This is a genomic window from Halobacillus campisalis (genome assembly GCF_030345335.1).
Classification (GTDB): Bacteria; Bacillota; Bacilli; order Bacillales; family Halobacillaceae; genus Halobacillus_A; species Halobacillus_A campisalis.
In genome coordinates, this window is the sequence record NZ_JAPVRC010000005.1 from 189990 (window position 1) to 204768 (window position 14779).

Annotated in this window: 11 protein-coding genes; 4 read left to right on the forward strand and 7 right to left on the reverse strand. The window is 41.8% G+C overall.

From position 1 onward, the window contains the following. Positions 1-71 precede the first annotated feature (71 nt). Together O2Q26_RS12385 and pepT are read right to left on the reverse strand one after the other, a co-directional pair. Positions 72-848, reverse strand: coding sequence for a TerC family protein (locus tag O2Q26_RS12385; RefSeq protein ID WP_253937004.1), 777 nt, complete (start codon positions 846-848; stop codon positions 72-74). 279 nt (positions 849-1127) lie between these two features. After that, on the reverse strand, positions 1128-2354 hold the full coding sequence (gene pepT, locus O2Q26_RS12390) for a peptidase T (RefSeq protein WP_289216194.1): 1227 nt from the start codon (positions 2352-2354) through the stop codon (positions 1128-1130). 196 nt (positions 2355-2550) lie between these two features. Here pepT and O2Q26_RS12395 point away from each other — a divergent pair, with 196 nt between their 5' ends. Further along, positions 2551-3621 (forward strand): AI-2E family transporter, encoded by a 1071-nt coding sequence (locus O2Q26_RS12395; RefSeq protein ID WP_289216195.1) that lies wholly within the window; start codon positions 2551-2553, stop codon positions 3619-3621. A 72-nt stretch (positions 3622-3693) separates the two neighbouring features. Beyond that, positions 3694-4884: an MFS transporter gene (locus O2Q26_RS12400; protein WP_289216196.1), complete on the forward strand. Its 1191-nt coding sequence runs from the start codon at positions 3694-3696 to the stop codon at positions 4882-4884. A gap of 830 nt (positions 4885-5714) precedes the next feature. On the opposite strand, the gene O2Q26_RS12405 is transcribed toward O2Q26_RS12400, so the two are convergent. The 3 genes from O2Q26_RS12405 to O2Q26_RS12415 form a co-directional block, all read right to left on the reverse strand. Continuing rightward, positions 5715-6755, reverse strand: coding sequence for a DctP family TRAP transporter solute-binding subunit (locus tag O2Q26_RS12405; protein WP_289216274.1), 1041 nt, complete (start codon positions 6753-6755; stop codon positions 5715-5717). A 79-nt stretch (positions 6756-6834) separates the two neighbouring features. Further along, positions 6835-8100, reverse strand: a complete 1266-nt coding sequence (locus O2Q26_RS12410; protein ID WP_289216197.1) for a TRAP transporter large permease — start codon at positions 8098-8100, stop codon at positions 6835-6837. A 40-nt stretch (positions 8101-8140) separates the two neighbouring features. After that, positions 8141-8698: a TRAP transporter small permease gene (locus tag O2Q26_RS12415; RefSeq protein WP_289216198.1), complete on the reverse strand. Its 558-nt coding sequence runs from the start codon at positions 8696-8698 to the stop codon at positions 8141-8143. Positions 8699-9509: 811 nt separating this feature from the next. Between O2Q26_RS12415 and O2Q26_RS12420 the strand changes: the two genes are divergently transcribed. Beyond that, positions 9510-9689: an SE1832 family protein gene (locus tag O2Q26_RS12420; protein ID WP_289216199.1), complete on the forward strand. Its 180-nt coding sequence runs from the start codon at positions 9510-9512 to the stop codon at positions 9687-9689. 193 nt (positions 9690-9882) lie between these two features. Here the strand turns inward: O2Q26_RS12420 and O2Q26_RS12425 are convergent, their stop codons facing one another. After that, on the reverse strand, positions 9883-11730 hold the full coding sequence (locus O2Q26_RS12425; protein WP_289216200.1) for a cation:proton antiporter: 1848 nt from the start codon (positions 11728-11730) through the stop codon (positions 9883-9885). 458 nt (positions 11731-12188) lie between these two features. Here O2Q26_RS12425 and brnQ point away from each other — a divergent pair, with 458 nt between their 5' ends. After that, positions 12189-13505 carry a branched-chain amino acid transport system II carrier protein gene (gene brnQ, locus O2Q26_RS12430; protein WP_289216201.1) on the forward strand — a complete coding sequence of 439 codons (1317 nt, stop codon included), beginning with the start codon at positions 12189-12191 and terminating at the stop codon, positions 13503-13505. A gap of 398 nt (positions 13506-13903) precedes the next feature. On the opposite strand, the gene O2Q26_RS12435 is transcribed toward brnQ, so the two are convergent. Continuing rightward, complete coding sequence (locus O2Q26_RS12435) at positions 13904-14755, reverse strand: transglutaminase family protein (RefSeq protein ID WP_289216202.1); 852 nt, start codon at positions 14753-14755, stop codon at positions 13904-13906. Positions 14756-14779 lie beyond the last annotated feature (24 nt).

Here is a 14779-nt window from a genome sequence, read left to right on the forward strand (position 1 = left end):
TATATAATGAAAACGCGCGTACCATTGAAATAGATCAAAAAAAGCCGCGGGATATATCCCACGGCTGACAATTATGCTTTTTTTACTTTTTTCTTTCCTGATAAAAACCAACCAGCAAGGGCTATACCTACGAGCACGGTATAGAAGGTGATTTTCCAAGCCGTCGAATGTGCGAAGTGTTCATCTAAAATCTGGATGCTTGGGTGAGCTAAAGTATAAACTAGAAGCTTGATCCCTACCCATCCTACAATCACAAAGGCTGCAATTTCTAAACCGGGGCGTGATTGCAGCAAGTTAACGAAGACGTTAGCTGCAAAACGCATGATAATGATTCCGATCATTCCCCCTGTTAAAATAACAGCGAACTGACCGCCATCGAGACTTCCTACATTCGGGAGAGGCGTTGCTGGCAATACCACAGCTAGAGCAACGGCAGCTAAAATGGAATCTACAGCAAAAGCTAAATCCGCTAACTCTACTTTGACTACAGTCATCCAAAAACTTGACCCTTCTCCTTCTGGCTCCTTTTCTCCTCCAGATTCCTCATCCTTGCCGTTCTTAGCTCGCCATTTATCAAATAAATGTTTCCCTGAAATGAATAATAAGTACGCGGCCCCTAAAGCTTGAACTTGCCAAACGTCGACTAAGAAGGAAATGACGAATAACGAGGCAAACCTGAGCACAAAGGCCCCTAATAATCCATAAAATAATGCCTTTTTCCGTTGATCTTCAGGTAAGTGCTTCACCATGATCGCCAGCACAAGGGCGTTATCCGCCGCAAGTATCCCTTCTAAACCGACGAGTACGATCAGCACCCAACCGTACTCAATCAATAATTGAGCATCCATCTGCATTCTCTCCTTTTAACAAAAAATGATCTCTGCCGACAGGCAAAGATCATAAAAAAACAGACCTTTACCCTCACATGGGTAAAGGTCTCGCTAACAACGTCCGTTGCCAATAAAGCCGGGGATCCCTCCCGTAATGACGACTTTACTGTACAGCTACTCCCCTTTAGGAAATACCATATTCTTCTTTCATCATAGCATGGGATCGTTATTTGTCAATTCAATTTATAAACCCTTCCCCCCTCATTATGTGGATGGGGAACATCCTCTATACGTAAATTAGCTGTCTTCAGCAAAAAGCTTCGTAATTTCAACAATGACTTCTGTCGCTTTTATCATGTTGTCCAAAGAGATATATTCATATTTCCCGTGGAAATTCTCTCCTCCTGTAAAAAGGTTAGGAGCAGGCAGCCCCATGTAAGACAGTTGAGACCCGTCCGTACCGCCTCTGATCGGATGGACGATAGGCTGAATGTTTAGATTTTCCATCGCCTTATAAGCTGTATCCACAATCTCTTTTACGGGTTCAATTTTTTCACGCATATTATAATATTGGTCTTCCATCTCAAGGATGATGGACTGCTTTCCGTACTTGGACTGGAACAATTCAACGACCGAAGCAAGCTTATCTTTCTTCGCTTCGAACTTGTCTTTGTCATGGTCTCTCACTAAATAATAAAGTGAAGCTTTTTCTACATCTCCTTGAAAAGAAACGAGGTGGTAAAAGCCTTCATAATCTTCCGTATACTCGGGAGCTTCTTCAGCAGGTAATTCAGTGATCAACTCTGCGGCCGCTTTCGAAGCATTAACCATTTTCCCCTTGGCGGTACCAGGGTGGACACTGTTGCCGAAAAACGTAATCTTTGCCTCTGCCGCATTGAAGCTTTCATATTGAAGCTCACCAAGAGGGCCGCCGTCCACTGTATAAGCGAAAGATGCACCGAAGCGCTCCACATCGAATTTATGAGGACCACGACCGATTTCTTCATCAGGTGTGAAGGCGACCCGAATCTTTCCGTGCTTAATTTCAGGGTGTTGAATAAGATAATCCATAGCTGTCATAATCTCCGTGATTCCAGCCTTATTATCTGCCCCAAGCAATGTCGTACCATCTGTAGTAATCAGCGTATGGCCTTTGTATGTAGACAGCTCTTTAAAATCATCAGGCGATAATGTTACTTGTTCATTCAAAGAAATATTACCGCCATCATAGTTTTCTACAATTTTAGGACTCACGCACTTCCCTGTAAAATCAGTCGCCGTATCTAGATGGGCGAGAAATCCGATAACAGGCACCGCTTTCTCCGTATTAGAAGGAAGCGTCGCCATCACATACCCGTAATTATCGACCGCTACTTCCTCCATCCCTATCTCTTTCAATTCACGAACCAGTTGATAAGCTAAATCCCATTGCCCTTCTGTCGAAGGTGTAGATAGGCTGTCCATATCCGATTGAGTATCCAGTTGAACATAGCTTGTAAATCTTCTCAAAAGATCTTCTCTCATGTCATTCCACCCTTTCAAACTATCTTGATTTTCATTATAACGGGTAGCCAGAAGATTATGTTAAAATCAATACCTGTTTCCTACGATGTTACAATTCTTGTAGTATACTAGTATTAGATTTTCAATTTTTTGCATAACCGTATAAACATCAGGGTATCACATATAAATCTACACATTCCGAAAAAGGTGGGCACATATGTTACAGAAACGCTGGTTCCAAGTCATTATCGTTGGTATTCTATTATCTTTACTTATTTTATTGTTACATGAAATTCAGTTCTTTTTTGATCCGTTCCTTACATACGCAGGAGCCATTGCTTTACCTTTTATAGGCGGAGGAATATTGTTCTATATTTCAAGACCTGTTATGCACCTGCTTGAACACTATAAAATTCCCAGGCTTCTATCTATTTTGACTGTATTTATTTTATACATTCTGGCCGGTTTCTTTATCGTTCAATTTATCGCACCCATCGCCCAGGAGCAATTCACTCGACTCGTCGAGAACATTCCTAGAATGGGTGATATGATCGGGGAAACAATTACGTACTGGCAGCAGAACCAGGATATTATTCCGAGTCAATTCAATGATGCATTAAATGGGGTAGTCGACAACTTGCAAAGTTCCCTGGATGCAGCACCTGGGGTGATCATTGATATAATCAGTCAATTTGTAGGCTTCGTTTTTGCACTCGTGCTTATTCCGTTTTTCTTATTTTTCATGCTGAAGGATGGACATAAACTTGTCCCTTTCCTCAAGCAGTTCATGAACAAGCGTGTCGCTGCAAGCTTTGATAAACTCGCTAAATCATTAGACCATACGCTGAATTCTTTTATTATAGGTCAGTTGACCGTAAGTGTTTTTGTCGGGTTGATATTACTAGTAGGCTATCTGATTATAGGCCTCGAATATTCGCTTACATTAGCTTTGTTCGCTATGCTCATGAATGTGATTCCTTTCGTAGGTCCATTCCTGGCAGTTATACCGGCAGTACTCGTTGCCTTGTTCCAAGATCCTATAATGGCATTATACGTGATCATTATCATGATTGTAGCTCAACAGATTGAAGGGAATTTAGTTTCCCCTAATGTCATGGGTAAGGCTCTAAGCATCCACCCATTAACGATCATCACTATCATTTTAGCGGCTGGAAGTTTAGCTGGTTTTCTCGGATTGCTGTTCGCCATCCCGGTATATGCCGTAGTGAAAACGGTGATCAGCCACTTTTATGAAGAATGGCTCTCCAGAAAAGCCGCACACGATTAATTAGCTGATGCCCGCTATATTATATAGCGGGTTTATCTATGCTCGTCCGTTACAGAAAGAGAGGTTCACTTTATGACCCAGAATGCAAACAAACTTTGGACATGGCCGTTCATCTTTTTAATTTTAGCTAACTTGTTTACGTTTATGAGTTTTCAAATGCTCCTTCCAAATTTACCACCTTACATTGAATCGATTGGCGGTAGTGAACTGCAAATCGGGCTGGTCACCACCATGTTTTCGATAGCTGCAATTCTCATCCGTCCCTTTATCGGACATTTACTGATGACACGCAAACGAAAATTCCTTGTGCTGATCGGCGCAGTGTCCTTATTGCTCATTACGCTGCTCTACCCTATTACTCAAGTTGTCGTTTTGCTGCTCATTATACGATTTGGCCACGGTATCGCGTGGGGGTGGTCCACAACCGCTAATGGAACTGCAGCTGTTGATATCGTTCCAAGACGACGTGTAGGAGAAGGCATGGGTTATTTTGGTTTATCTATTACAATAGGGATGATTATGGCTCCCAGTCTCGGTATTTATCTCTACCAAAACTATGACTTTAACCTACTCGTATGGATTTCGGTAGGTCTTGGTCTCATTGCAATCCTTTTATTTTCCCTGACTAGTTTCGTCACTCCAGAAAGTGTGTATCAAAACAGAAAAGACAAGCCTCGATTTTCCTTTTTAGGCTCTCTTGTAGAAAGGAAAAGCGGCTACCCTGCGCTTGTCACCTTTTTGACAACATTCGGCTATGGATCGATTGTCACGTACATCGTAATTTTCGGAGTTGAACAAGGGTTAGACGGTGTGTTTTTATTTTATTTCTTCAATGCCTTACTAGCTACAGTTTCAAGACCGATCACAGGAAAGTACTTTGATAAGCAAGGACCATGGAAGCTGATTATGATCTGCTCTGGCCTTTCCTTCATTGCGATGTGGATTTTAGCACTTGCTGATTCGAATATGGATCTCATACTGGCTGGTTCCTTATTCGGTGCTGGTTACGGATCGATGATGCCTGCTTTCCAGGCCTGGGTCATTTCGAAAACGACCGTAGAACGCAGTGGTATCGCGAATGGAATGTTCTACTCCTCCATAGACCTTGGCATCGGATTGAGCGCCTTAATCTTAGGTTTTATCTATGCCTTTGTAGAAACAGCCACTCTTTTTAAAATGTCCAGCTTCTTATTCATCCTCGTCATTTATCTGACGTGGAGAGATTATCAGAAACAGACGGAGCCATGGACAGCTCCTCAATAAAAATGGAACTGATGTGTTACTTCAAGGCTTTCTTCTTGTTAAAGTTCCGTGTTGATATTCATATAAGCTCCCTATTCTTGAAGACTCAGTTTCGAGACTTTTGTATGAGGATATGGTGGCTTTAGAAAACGGATCGCTTTCCGTGGGCATGTGGTGAGCTTCCTCAGGCTTCGCCTTCCGGGATCTCACCTACCATGTACATCCCACAGGAGTCTCACCGTTTTCTAAAGCCACCATCCGATTGGAAGGTGCTCGAAACTATACCAAGTTTAAAAGTATTAGCAATATATTGGGAATAATAGTAAAAACCTTGTATTCCAAGAGTCTATCCTTTCCTCGGAACTTCTTGCCTTTACTAGGATAAAGGAAACATTTTTGCAGTGCTTCACTTAAAAAATAACTGCTCTAGAGTGATGCAAGAAAATATTTGAAACTACCTTAAATGATCCCACTAATATTAAGTAGTTATTTTTAAAACGATTTCGATAAGCGCATATATAGTAAGGGGCGGCGGGGAATGGGGAGACTCCTGTGGGAAGAGAGTGCTTGGTGAGATCCCGCAGGACAGGACGTCCGAGGAAGCTCACCGCGCTCCCACGGAAAGCGAGTCATTCCCCGCCGCCCTGATCCACTCACCAAATGTCTCGAAACCGAGTCTTCCACTATCCTGCCATATTGTTGAATAACTCACTTATCAATAGCAACAACCACCTTTTACATAGCCTTCTAAAAAAGTAATTACTGAAATTCAACAGATTCTTATATAAAAAAAGCTGCCCCTGAAAGTCTATTTTAGACTTTTGGGACAGCCTTATTTTTATTGAATACATTTACTCTTCCATTTCAGCAATTTCTTCTTCAAGCTTATCAAGAATAGCACCATCTACAGTAGAAACTTCTTCTCTATAATAATCACGCACAGGTTCAGCTTTCTCACGGAAAGCGTCACGCTGCTCTTCAGTAAGTTCGATGATTTCAGTCGGGTTTTCATCATCGTTTTCAATAGTCTCTAACCATTCCTTGTTCTGAGCATCCTGTTCTTCAAATGCCCATTCCTGCATTTCTTGAGTGGTTTCATCAAGCATTTCCTGCATATCTTCAGGCAGCTCATTGTACCAATCTGTATTTACTGTCGTCATAGCAACATAGTTATTATGGTTAGAAATAGTCATATAATCTTGAACCTCGTGGAAGGAAGCATCTCCAATAAAGAAGATTGGGTTCTCTTGTCCTTCAACTGTTCCACGGTCAAGTGAAGTATATAGCTCGGACCAGCTCATTGGAGTAGGATCCGCACCGTAAGCTTCATATGATTCTAAGATAAGCGGAGAATCCTGAGTACGCATTTTGAATCCTTCAAAGTCGGCTGGCTCAGAAATTTCACTGCTGGATGTCCACTGCATCGCACCTTCTGTCCAATAAGAAAGAGGCGTAATGCTGTGTTCTTCGTATTGTTCTCGTAAATCGGTGTTTAGCGCTTCACTTTCATTCAAAATTTGCTGAGTCGTTTCTACACTGTCAGGCAGCAGGAAATGCAACGCGAAAACTTGTCCTTCATTTACCATGTTACCAGTAAACCCTGGTGACATGACCGCCATTTCTACGGTTCCATTCTGCAACTGCTCCACCTGGTCAGTTTCACTTCCAAGTCCTCCGAATTCATAAACATCAATAGTTACTTGACCATCTGACTTCTCGTCCATACGAGCAGCAAATTCCTCTGCATACTCATATTGCACTTGGCCTTCCACTTCTTCTGTAACGAACTTCCAATTATAGCTTTGACCTTCTCCACCGTCTCCGCCGCCGTCGCCACTGCTGTCATCCTGTTGACCACATGCACCTAATATTAAACTGAATGCTGACACCATCGTTAAACCTAACATTTTCTTTTTGTTTAAAATGTTAATGACCTCCCAATATTTTTTATATGTGATCTCTCTCTTTCACCTATAGAAGGATAAGAGAAAGTTCTTCAAAGTAAATCAGTAAAAATGAAATGATCACCATCATAATGATATACGGCGGAGTCCCTTTAATAACTTCCAAATACGGCCGGTTGAAGACTGCACTAGCCGTGAATATATCGACTCCAAAAGGAGGTGTCGCTGATCCCAGGGCTGCCTGGAATGTAATGACTACTCCAAGATGAACAGGGTCCACTCCTGCACTCATAGCCGCCGGATAGAAGATAGGCGTGAGCACGAGAATGACGACGATCGGATCTACGAACATACATCCGATGAAGAAGAAGAGCGTTACCATTAACAATACGAAAATAGCAGTCGGATTCGGACCAAGTACCGTTTCTGTGATCATCTGTGGAATTCTTGCGAATGAGATGACCCATGTAAAGGCCTGTCCACCGGCTACAAGAACAAAAACTGCTGAAGTTACAAGCCCGGTAGACTTTGCGATTTTAGGAAGTTCTTTAATATACACGGAGCGAAAGATGATGACTTCCAATATGAAAGCATAAAGGACAGACACCCCGGCCGCTTCTGTCGGGCTGAACAATCCTGAATAGATTCCTCCGATAATAATGAATGGAAATCCCAGCGGCAGAATCGCCTTTCTCGTGAATGTCAAACGTTCCTTCCACGAAAATTTCTCAGCAAGAGGGATATTCGCTCTTTTTGCATAGATGATGCTGTAAATAGCGAAACTCAAAAATACAATAACTCCGGGAATAATACCGGCAATGAATAAGTCACCTACAGAAGTACCGGATACGAGACCGTACATGATCATTCCGATACTCGGAGGTACAAGTAATGCTACATCACTTGAATTAATGATTAAGGCCATGGCTGTTGAATCCTTATAGCCTATTTTAAGTAAGCGTTCGCGCATTGGCTTACCAATGGCTACGACCGTGGCTTGAGTTGAACCTGAGATGGCACCAAACAACGTACAAGCCGCTGCTGTGGTTACGGCATAACCGCCACGTATATGTCCTATGAATGATCCTATAAAATCTAAGAGTCTTCGAGATGTTTTTCCTGCCGTCATAATATCAGCAGCAAATATGAAAAGCGGTACAGCCAGTAATACATAAGCTTCGATACCAGTTGAAAATTGCTTCATCAAAATCATTGGGTCCATTGTTGGAAAATACAAGAATACTATGATGATAGGGGCCACCATAAGGGGTATCATCATTGGAAAATTCAACACCAAAAGGACTACCATGATCGTTAATAGGGTTGCGACCATATCGTTATCCTTTCTACAAATGTTTTAGTATAGAGTGGTTTTATAAATGAGCAGCTTCGTCGACATTCGTTTTTTCTTCATCGTTATAATCCTTAGCGTCTGTTCCTAAGTAAACATCATCCCGCTTAACGATATTGATCCACATATTCCTTAAGAATTGAATGCCTCCAAGGAAAAATCCTAAAGGAATTGCAATATAGATAATATACGCCGGCATTTGAAGCGCCGATGTTACAGTACCAGAATCTCGAACATTTAATACGTACAATAATGAATAGTAAGCAAGTACGAAAAGTACAACTGCACTCATGAGCGGAATCAGCGTTGACGCGATTTTCCTAACCTTGAACGGAGCTAAATCGTAGAAAGCCGACATACTGATGTGACGCCCTTTTCTTGCCGCATAGCTAATGCCCATGAATGTAGCAACTACTACCGCAATCTGGCTCACTTCGTTGGCAAAAGACCATGAGTAACTAAAGAAAGCCCGACTCAAAGCATTGCCTACAACCATTAGTGCAATAATAATAACGGCATATCCCAGAATGAATTCTTCGATTTTAAGGACAACTTTGTCTAGCAGCCTGAAAAATTTCAAATGAGTTTGTCCTCCTCTGATGAGCATATTGTAAGAATTTTAGCCCAGTTACTATAAATTTTAGCGAACAACATAGAAACGTACAAATGGGTTTATACACTATAATCTGTGCTATTAAATTATATTTAGCAGTGAGAGGTAATAAACTCCTCTATCGATATATAAAGGCAGGGTTTACTTACGAAAGATTCAAAATACTCGATATTTGATGTTTTTCTCTAAATAAAGTAAGAAATACTACCTACGAAAGCGTTCTCTTGTAAAGAAATTGATAAATTAAGGATTTCCCTACCTTCTCATAGGCTATTTTTTATAGATCGATTTCAATGTTTCATTCGATAAGTCCGTGTACAGTGTACAAAACTGGCTGCATTTTATGAAAAGCTTTTCTGTCTGAAAGCTAACTGCTTCGCTCGCCTAACCTTTTCTTTTCTGAGCATCAGGTGTGACTACTATCTTCGACATGCCGAGACTTTATATGTGGCTTGGAAGCAAACTTCCAAAAGTGCGGAGGTGTACGCAAGAGCTCGTTGCTTTAAGGAGGATCCGTCTTGTATAGATAGCATTATAGATTGGTTTTGGGGGCTCATTACTCCGAAGATTATTTTCAGCTTTATTTCCATGAGCAGCGATTATATGAGCTCTGGAACTTTCTTATAATTTAATGCTGGACTATATTTTCATATTCCTTACCCCTTTCTTTCCATAAACAAACCATTTGCCTCCTAGTCTGTCACAATATATCTACCTGATCACATCCAATTGTTAAACCAGGTTGTTTCCACTACAATAGATGGCAAGGAGTGATGAAATGACTAAACAGGAAATCCAAGATGAAATCGCAGCCTTGAAGTCTGATTACGTTCGTATCCAGGGGGATCTTGATAAATTAGAAGCATCAGGAGCAAACGTTCAAAATGCGGAAAGACAGCTAGGCCAAATGGAAGAACAACTAAAAGATTTGAAAAAGCAGTTAGCAGAGGCTGAATAATTGAACAGAGAGCAGACATCAAGTTTACGCCCACAGCATGCAGAATAAAATCGTTCACTTTCAGCGCAAACCTTCTCAGGCTGTCGCTGTGCAAATAAGATTCAGCCTTACTAGCTCTCCCTACTGACCTTTGAAACATAAGAAAAAATCAGACCGTCGAGAAAGTTCTCGACGGTCTGATTTTTTGATTTATTTACAGCGATTCGTTCCGCTGCTTATTCAATTTTTCTTGGATTTTTACATGTTCTTTACTCGGCGGAGTCAATGAGACGATCACATCTCCATTTTCCACCTTCACACTATTGCTATGACTGAAAAATTCAATCTTATTCGTCGGTTTTTTTACAAAGACGAGCATGGCGTGCTCATCAATTTTCTGTAAATAATCCTTGTACGTGTACTGTCTGGTAATGTTGGTTTTTCTAAAAACATATCCACTCTCGACTCTAGTGTTCAACTCTTCCCAAGTAGCCGCTTCATTCATGAAAATGCGGCCGCCGATTGTGTGGACAAGGTCTTCTAACTTATCGCCTTCCTGCTTATTCAAACTCAGTTGGAACAAGTTATTACGTCCGAATTCAGGAACAAACGTCGTACATACGAGAGCGTTATAAGAATCGTATTCGGTGGCAGAGATCAAATATTCATATGGAGTCATTTCCAAATGATACTCCGTCTGTTCTGACAAGATCTCCCCATGATAAGTTTTCAATCCCTGGGCACGCGCTCCAGACAGACGCATCCAGGATGAATCACTGACGAGCACCGGAATGTTCATACTGTTCAACGTTTTTGCAAGCTCCGTAGTAAATGCGTTTCCTCCCGCGATTAATACGCCGGGAGGTCCTTCCATAGAAAGCCCCAGTTTTTTAGAAACCCAGCCTATTGAAAATCCATGGGCGACTACAGTCGTAAAGACGAGTGCAAAGGTGAGCGACTTCAAAATGGAAGCATCTTCAAACCCTTCATCTAATAGTACACTGGAAAAATAGCTGGCTACGGTCAGAGCGACAATTCCTCGGGGCGCTATCCAACTGACTAAAATCTTCTCCTGTTTAGTCAAATCGGTCCCCCATGTCGATGCGATAATAGACAATGGCCTAACGATGAATAACATCAGTAAAACAAAGCCAATGATTTCAATATTGAAGATCTCCATTAACGTTTCCCGATTAAGAGAAGCCGTCAGCATAACGAAAATAGTCGATATCAATAGTAAAGAAATATTCTCTTTGAAGTGCCTCATATCTGATATGGAAGATATGTGCATATTAGCTAACGTCATCCCCATTGCCGTTACCGACAGAAGCCCCGTCTCATGAGTGATTTCATCGGCAATGGTGAAACATGCAAGGACAGTAGCTAAAACTACAGGTGATTTTAAAAACTCAGGTACATAACCTGTTTCAAACATCCACCCTACGCCTTTACCGAGCCCATAGCCTAAAATGACGGCAAAAATGGATGCTAAAAAGAAGGTAATAAGTGCAGTAATCGATCCCTCAGCACCCATTAAAAATACGATGAATTCAAAAGCGAACACAGCAAGCAACGCTCCAATAGGATCAACTATGATCCCTTCCCACTTCAAGATCTTAGCGGGACGCGGTTTCAGCTTCGCCTGTCTTAATAAAGGCAGTATCACTGTTGGGCCTGTCACGATAAACAGCCCGCCGATCACAAATGCCACAGCCCACGAAAGGCCAGCTACATAGTGAGCCGCAAATGAGCCGAAGATCCAGCTGATGAAAGCACCTACTGTGACGATGCGGAATACCGGGCGGCCAAGACCCCTGACCTCTTTAAAATCTAAATTCAAACTTCCTTCGAATAATATAATAGCGACTGCTAAAGATATAATAGGGTCATATAATGGCCCAAAATCCTGTTCAGGCTCAATCAAACCGAAAATAGGACCGACCATCAGACCAGCGATGGACATGATGACGATAGCAGGTAAACGAAAACGCCATGCGATCCATTGTGCGCCTACACCGAGCAGGCCAACGAGCATGAGCTGAAATAATAAAGAATCAAGCATATCTATGTCTCCTTAAACTACTGTAAATTCATATTCACCAGGAAGCATCCATTCAGAAGGATCCTTCCACTAAAACTTTTTTATCATATAGACATATTCTATAGACCGTTGCTCCAGATGTAAATAAAGTTGATTGGATTGTATTTTATTATTTCACTTTTTCATGATTTTGTTGAAATCTTAATAAATAAATCAGGGAATTTTACTCCCTTTCCAAAGCCTCGCTCAAATTGATTTACTACTAAATTATATAGTAAATTATCATTTTGACGATTACGTGAGACAGATGAAATATTTTCTATTTGAAATTTTAAGAAAAATACGTTGACATAATTTTTTGACATTGATAAGATTACGCCTGTGATAAAATTCGAAAGCCGTAAAACGGATGGCTCCTTCTATGAAAGAGGGGCTTTTTTTACGCTATTTATACAACACACCTTAGAGGAGATTAATGTATGCAGAAAAGAAATATACTATTCGTAGGCTTCATGCTGTTCGCTTTGTTTTTTGGGGCAGGTAATTTGATTTATCCCGTTTCCTTAGGAATGGAAGCAGGTACGTCCTATCTTCCTGCTATTATCGGATTTGTTTTAACGGGCGTTGGTCTGCCAATTATCACGGTAGCCGCTATTTCCCTTGTGAGAAACGGTGCTGTAGAACTAGCCGGACGAGTCCATCCCCTGTTCGGAATCGTTTTTACTTCGATTATCTATTTAGCCATCGGGCCTTTCTTCGGTATTCCCCGCGCTGCCAACGTAGGCTTCGAAACAGGGATATCTCCTTGGATAGGCGGTGTCAGTTCTTTAGGACTGATTGTATTCACTATAATATTCTTTGCTTTAGTGTTCATTACCAGCTTAAATCCATCGAAATTGGTTGATCGAGTCGGCCAATGGTTGACCCCTGCTCTCTTCCTTGCCATTTTAGGTCTTGTCATCGGGAGTTTCTTCTTATTGAACGGCGACATTCAGCCTGCTCAAGAAAAATATAGCAGCCAGCCATTTTCAGCCGGTTTTATTGAAGGGTATTTAACGATGGACGCCATCGCTTCATTAGCTTTTGGTATTATTGTAGTCAGCTCCTTCCGCGATCGTGGAATAACGGATCCGAGAGAGCTTACGTACCGAACTGTCCAGGCGGGCAGCGTGACAGCTGTCGGACTTACCGCCGTTTATGTATCTATAGGCTGGATTGGTGCAAAAATGGCTACTGAAGGTGAGTATGCCAACGGAAGTGCTGTCCTGTCAGGCGCTGCAGATCTTATGTACGGAAATATCGGCACCCTGCTGCTTGGAGTCATTGTTCTACTTGCCTGTTTCACGACCTGTGTCGGACTGACTGTAGCATGCGGACAATTTTTCTCTAAACGGTTCACATCATTATCTTATAAAAAAGTGATCACCTTCATTACAATTCTCAGTTTTTCGATTTCCAACTTGGGACTTAATGAAATTATCGCTTACTCTGTACCGGTGCTCGTATTCTTATACCCTATTGCAATCGTATTAGTCATATTGACGTTTATCGGAAGTGCATTTGATCACTCACCTTACGTATATAGAGGGGCTGTCTTACTCACTTCGCTTGTTAGTCTTTATGACGGACTTGTAGAGTTCGGTTTCTCCATGAGCTTCGTTGAGCCATTGATCAGTTCCATGCCATTGTACCAATTCAGCTTAAGCTGGGTAGCGCCCGCACTGATCGGGGGAATTGCAGGTTGGTTAATCAGTTATATGAAAACACCTAAAACTGCTCACGATTTTTCAAGCTAATGATAGAAAAACTTAGTCATCCCAAAAGCCTGTTAAATGAGCACAAACCCCTAAGAAAATAAGCTTGTTGAGTTACTCATGAAAATCGTTCTTATCCTTTTTTTGTTAAGCTTAGCCGCTTACATTATAACGAATGGAGCGGTTTTTTGTATGGAGCTATGTCATGAGAAGTCAGGATTGTTAAACTCGATTCTGATGATCTTGAGTGGATCGGAGCGGCCGGGAATGGCTCGTTGTCCATGGTAGCGGTAGGCCTCCTCGGATTCTGAGTATTTAAAGTAAGCGAGCAATTGTGTAAAGACCAATCAACCTAGAGATATAACGGTGTCCATAAAAAAAGACTGTCCTTAAAAGTCTGTTTCTTAGACTTTAGGGACAGCCCCGTTCTCATTTGCCTCTCATTGCTCTAATAAAGTAACGCTCACTTTAACGTCAGAGCGTTGATTGCCGCCGCGATACACACCTTGTAAAGGGCTCACGTCAGCATAATCTCTTCCCGTACCTATTCGAATGTGGTTTTCTAAAGCTTCCACATTGTTCGTCGGGTCAAGTCCTACCCAGCCAATACCGGGCACCATGACTTCTATCCAGGCGTGTGTCGCACCATCACCAATCAGCGCTGAATCTTCTCCTACATACAAATACCCGCTAACATAACGGGCAGGGACCCCTTTCGCTCTTAAGGCACCCAGCATAATGTGGGCGTAATCCTGGCAGACCCCAGCCTTTAACGGCCATGATTCAAAGGCTTTCGTACCTACCTGAGTCGCCAAGCCATCATATATAATAGAGCGATGCAGATACCCCATCAAGTTAATAGAAAACTGGATCGGATCGTCCGCCTCTCCTATCTCCTCAACGATCTCATCTACTTGTTCCTTAAACAGAAACGTGTAGGCTGTGTCATTTAAGTAAGGAAGGTAATGTTCACGGAAAAGCTCTGAATGAAAAATATTACGCATTCCATCTGTATACTGCAGTAGGTGAAGAAACGGGCTTTTTTGTATACTTACAGTCGAAATGGTTTTTACTGTAAGTTCTTTATGCTTATGAGCAATAAAAAACGTCTCTACATGATTACCCCAAATATCGGTATGCTCTTTTATTAAAGAGGCGGGAGTGATTTCCGTCCGGTAAGACAATAACCGCTGACACTCATCGGTACGCGGCTTCAATCGGACGGTATTCATACTTTGATCCACATCGTTATCATAGTAGAAAGAATTTGTATGCTCAATCTGGTACTTCATAATACTTCTCTCCTTCTTACCCTT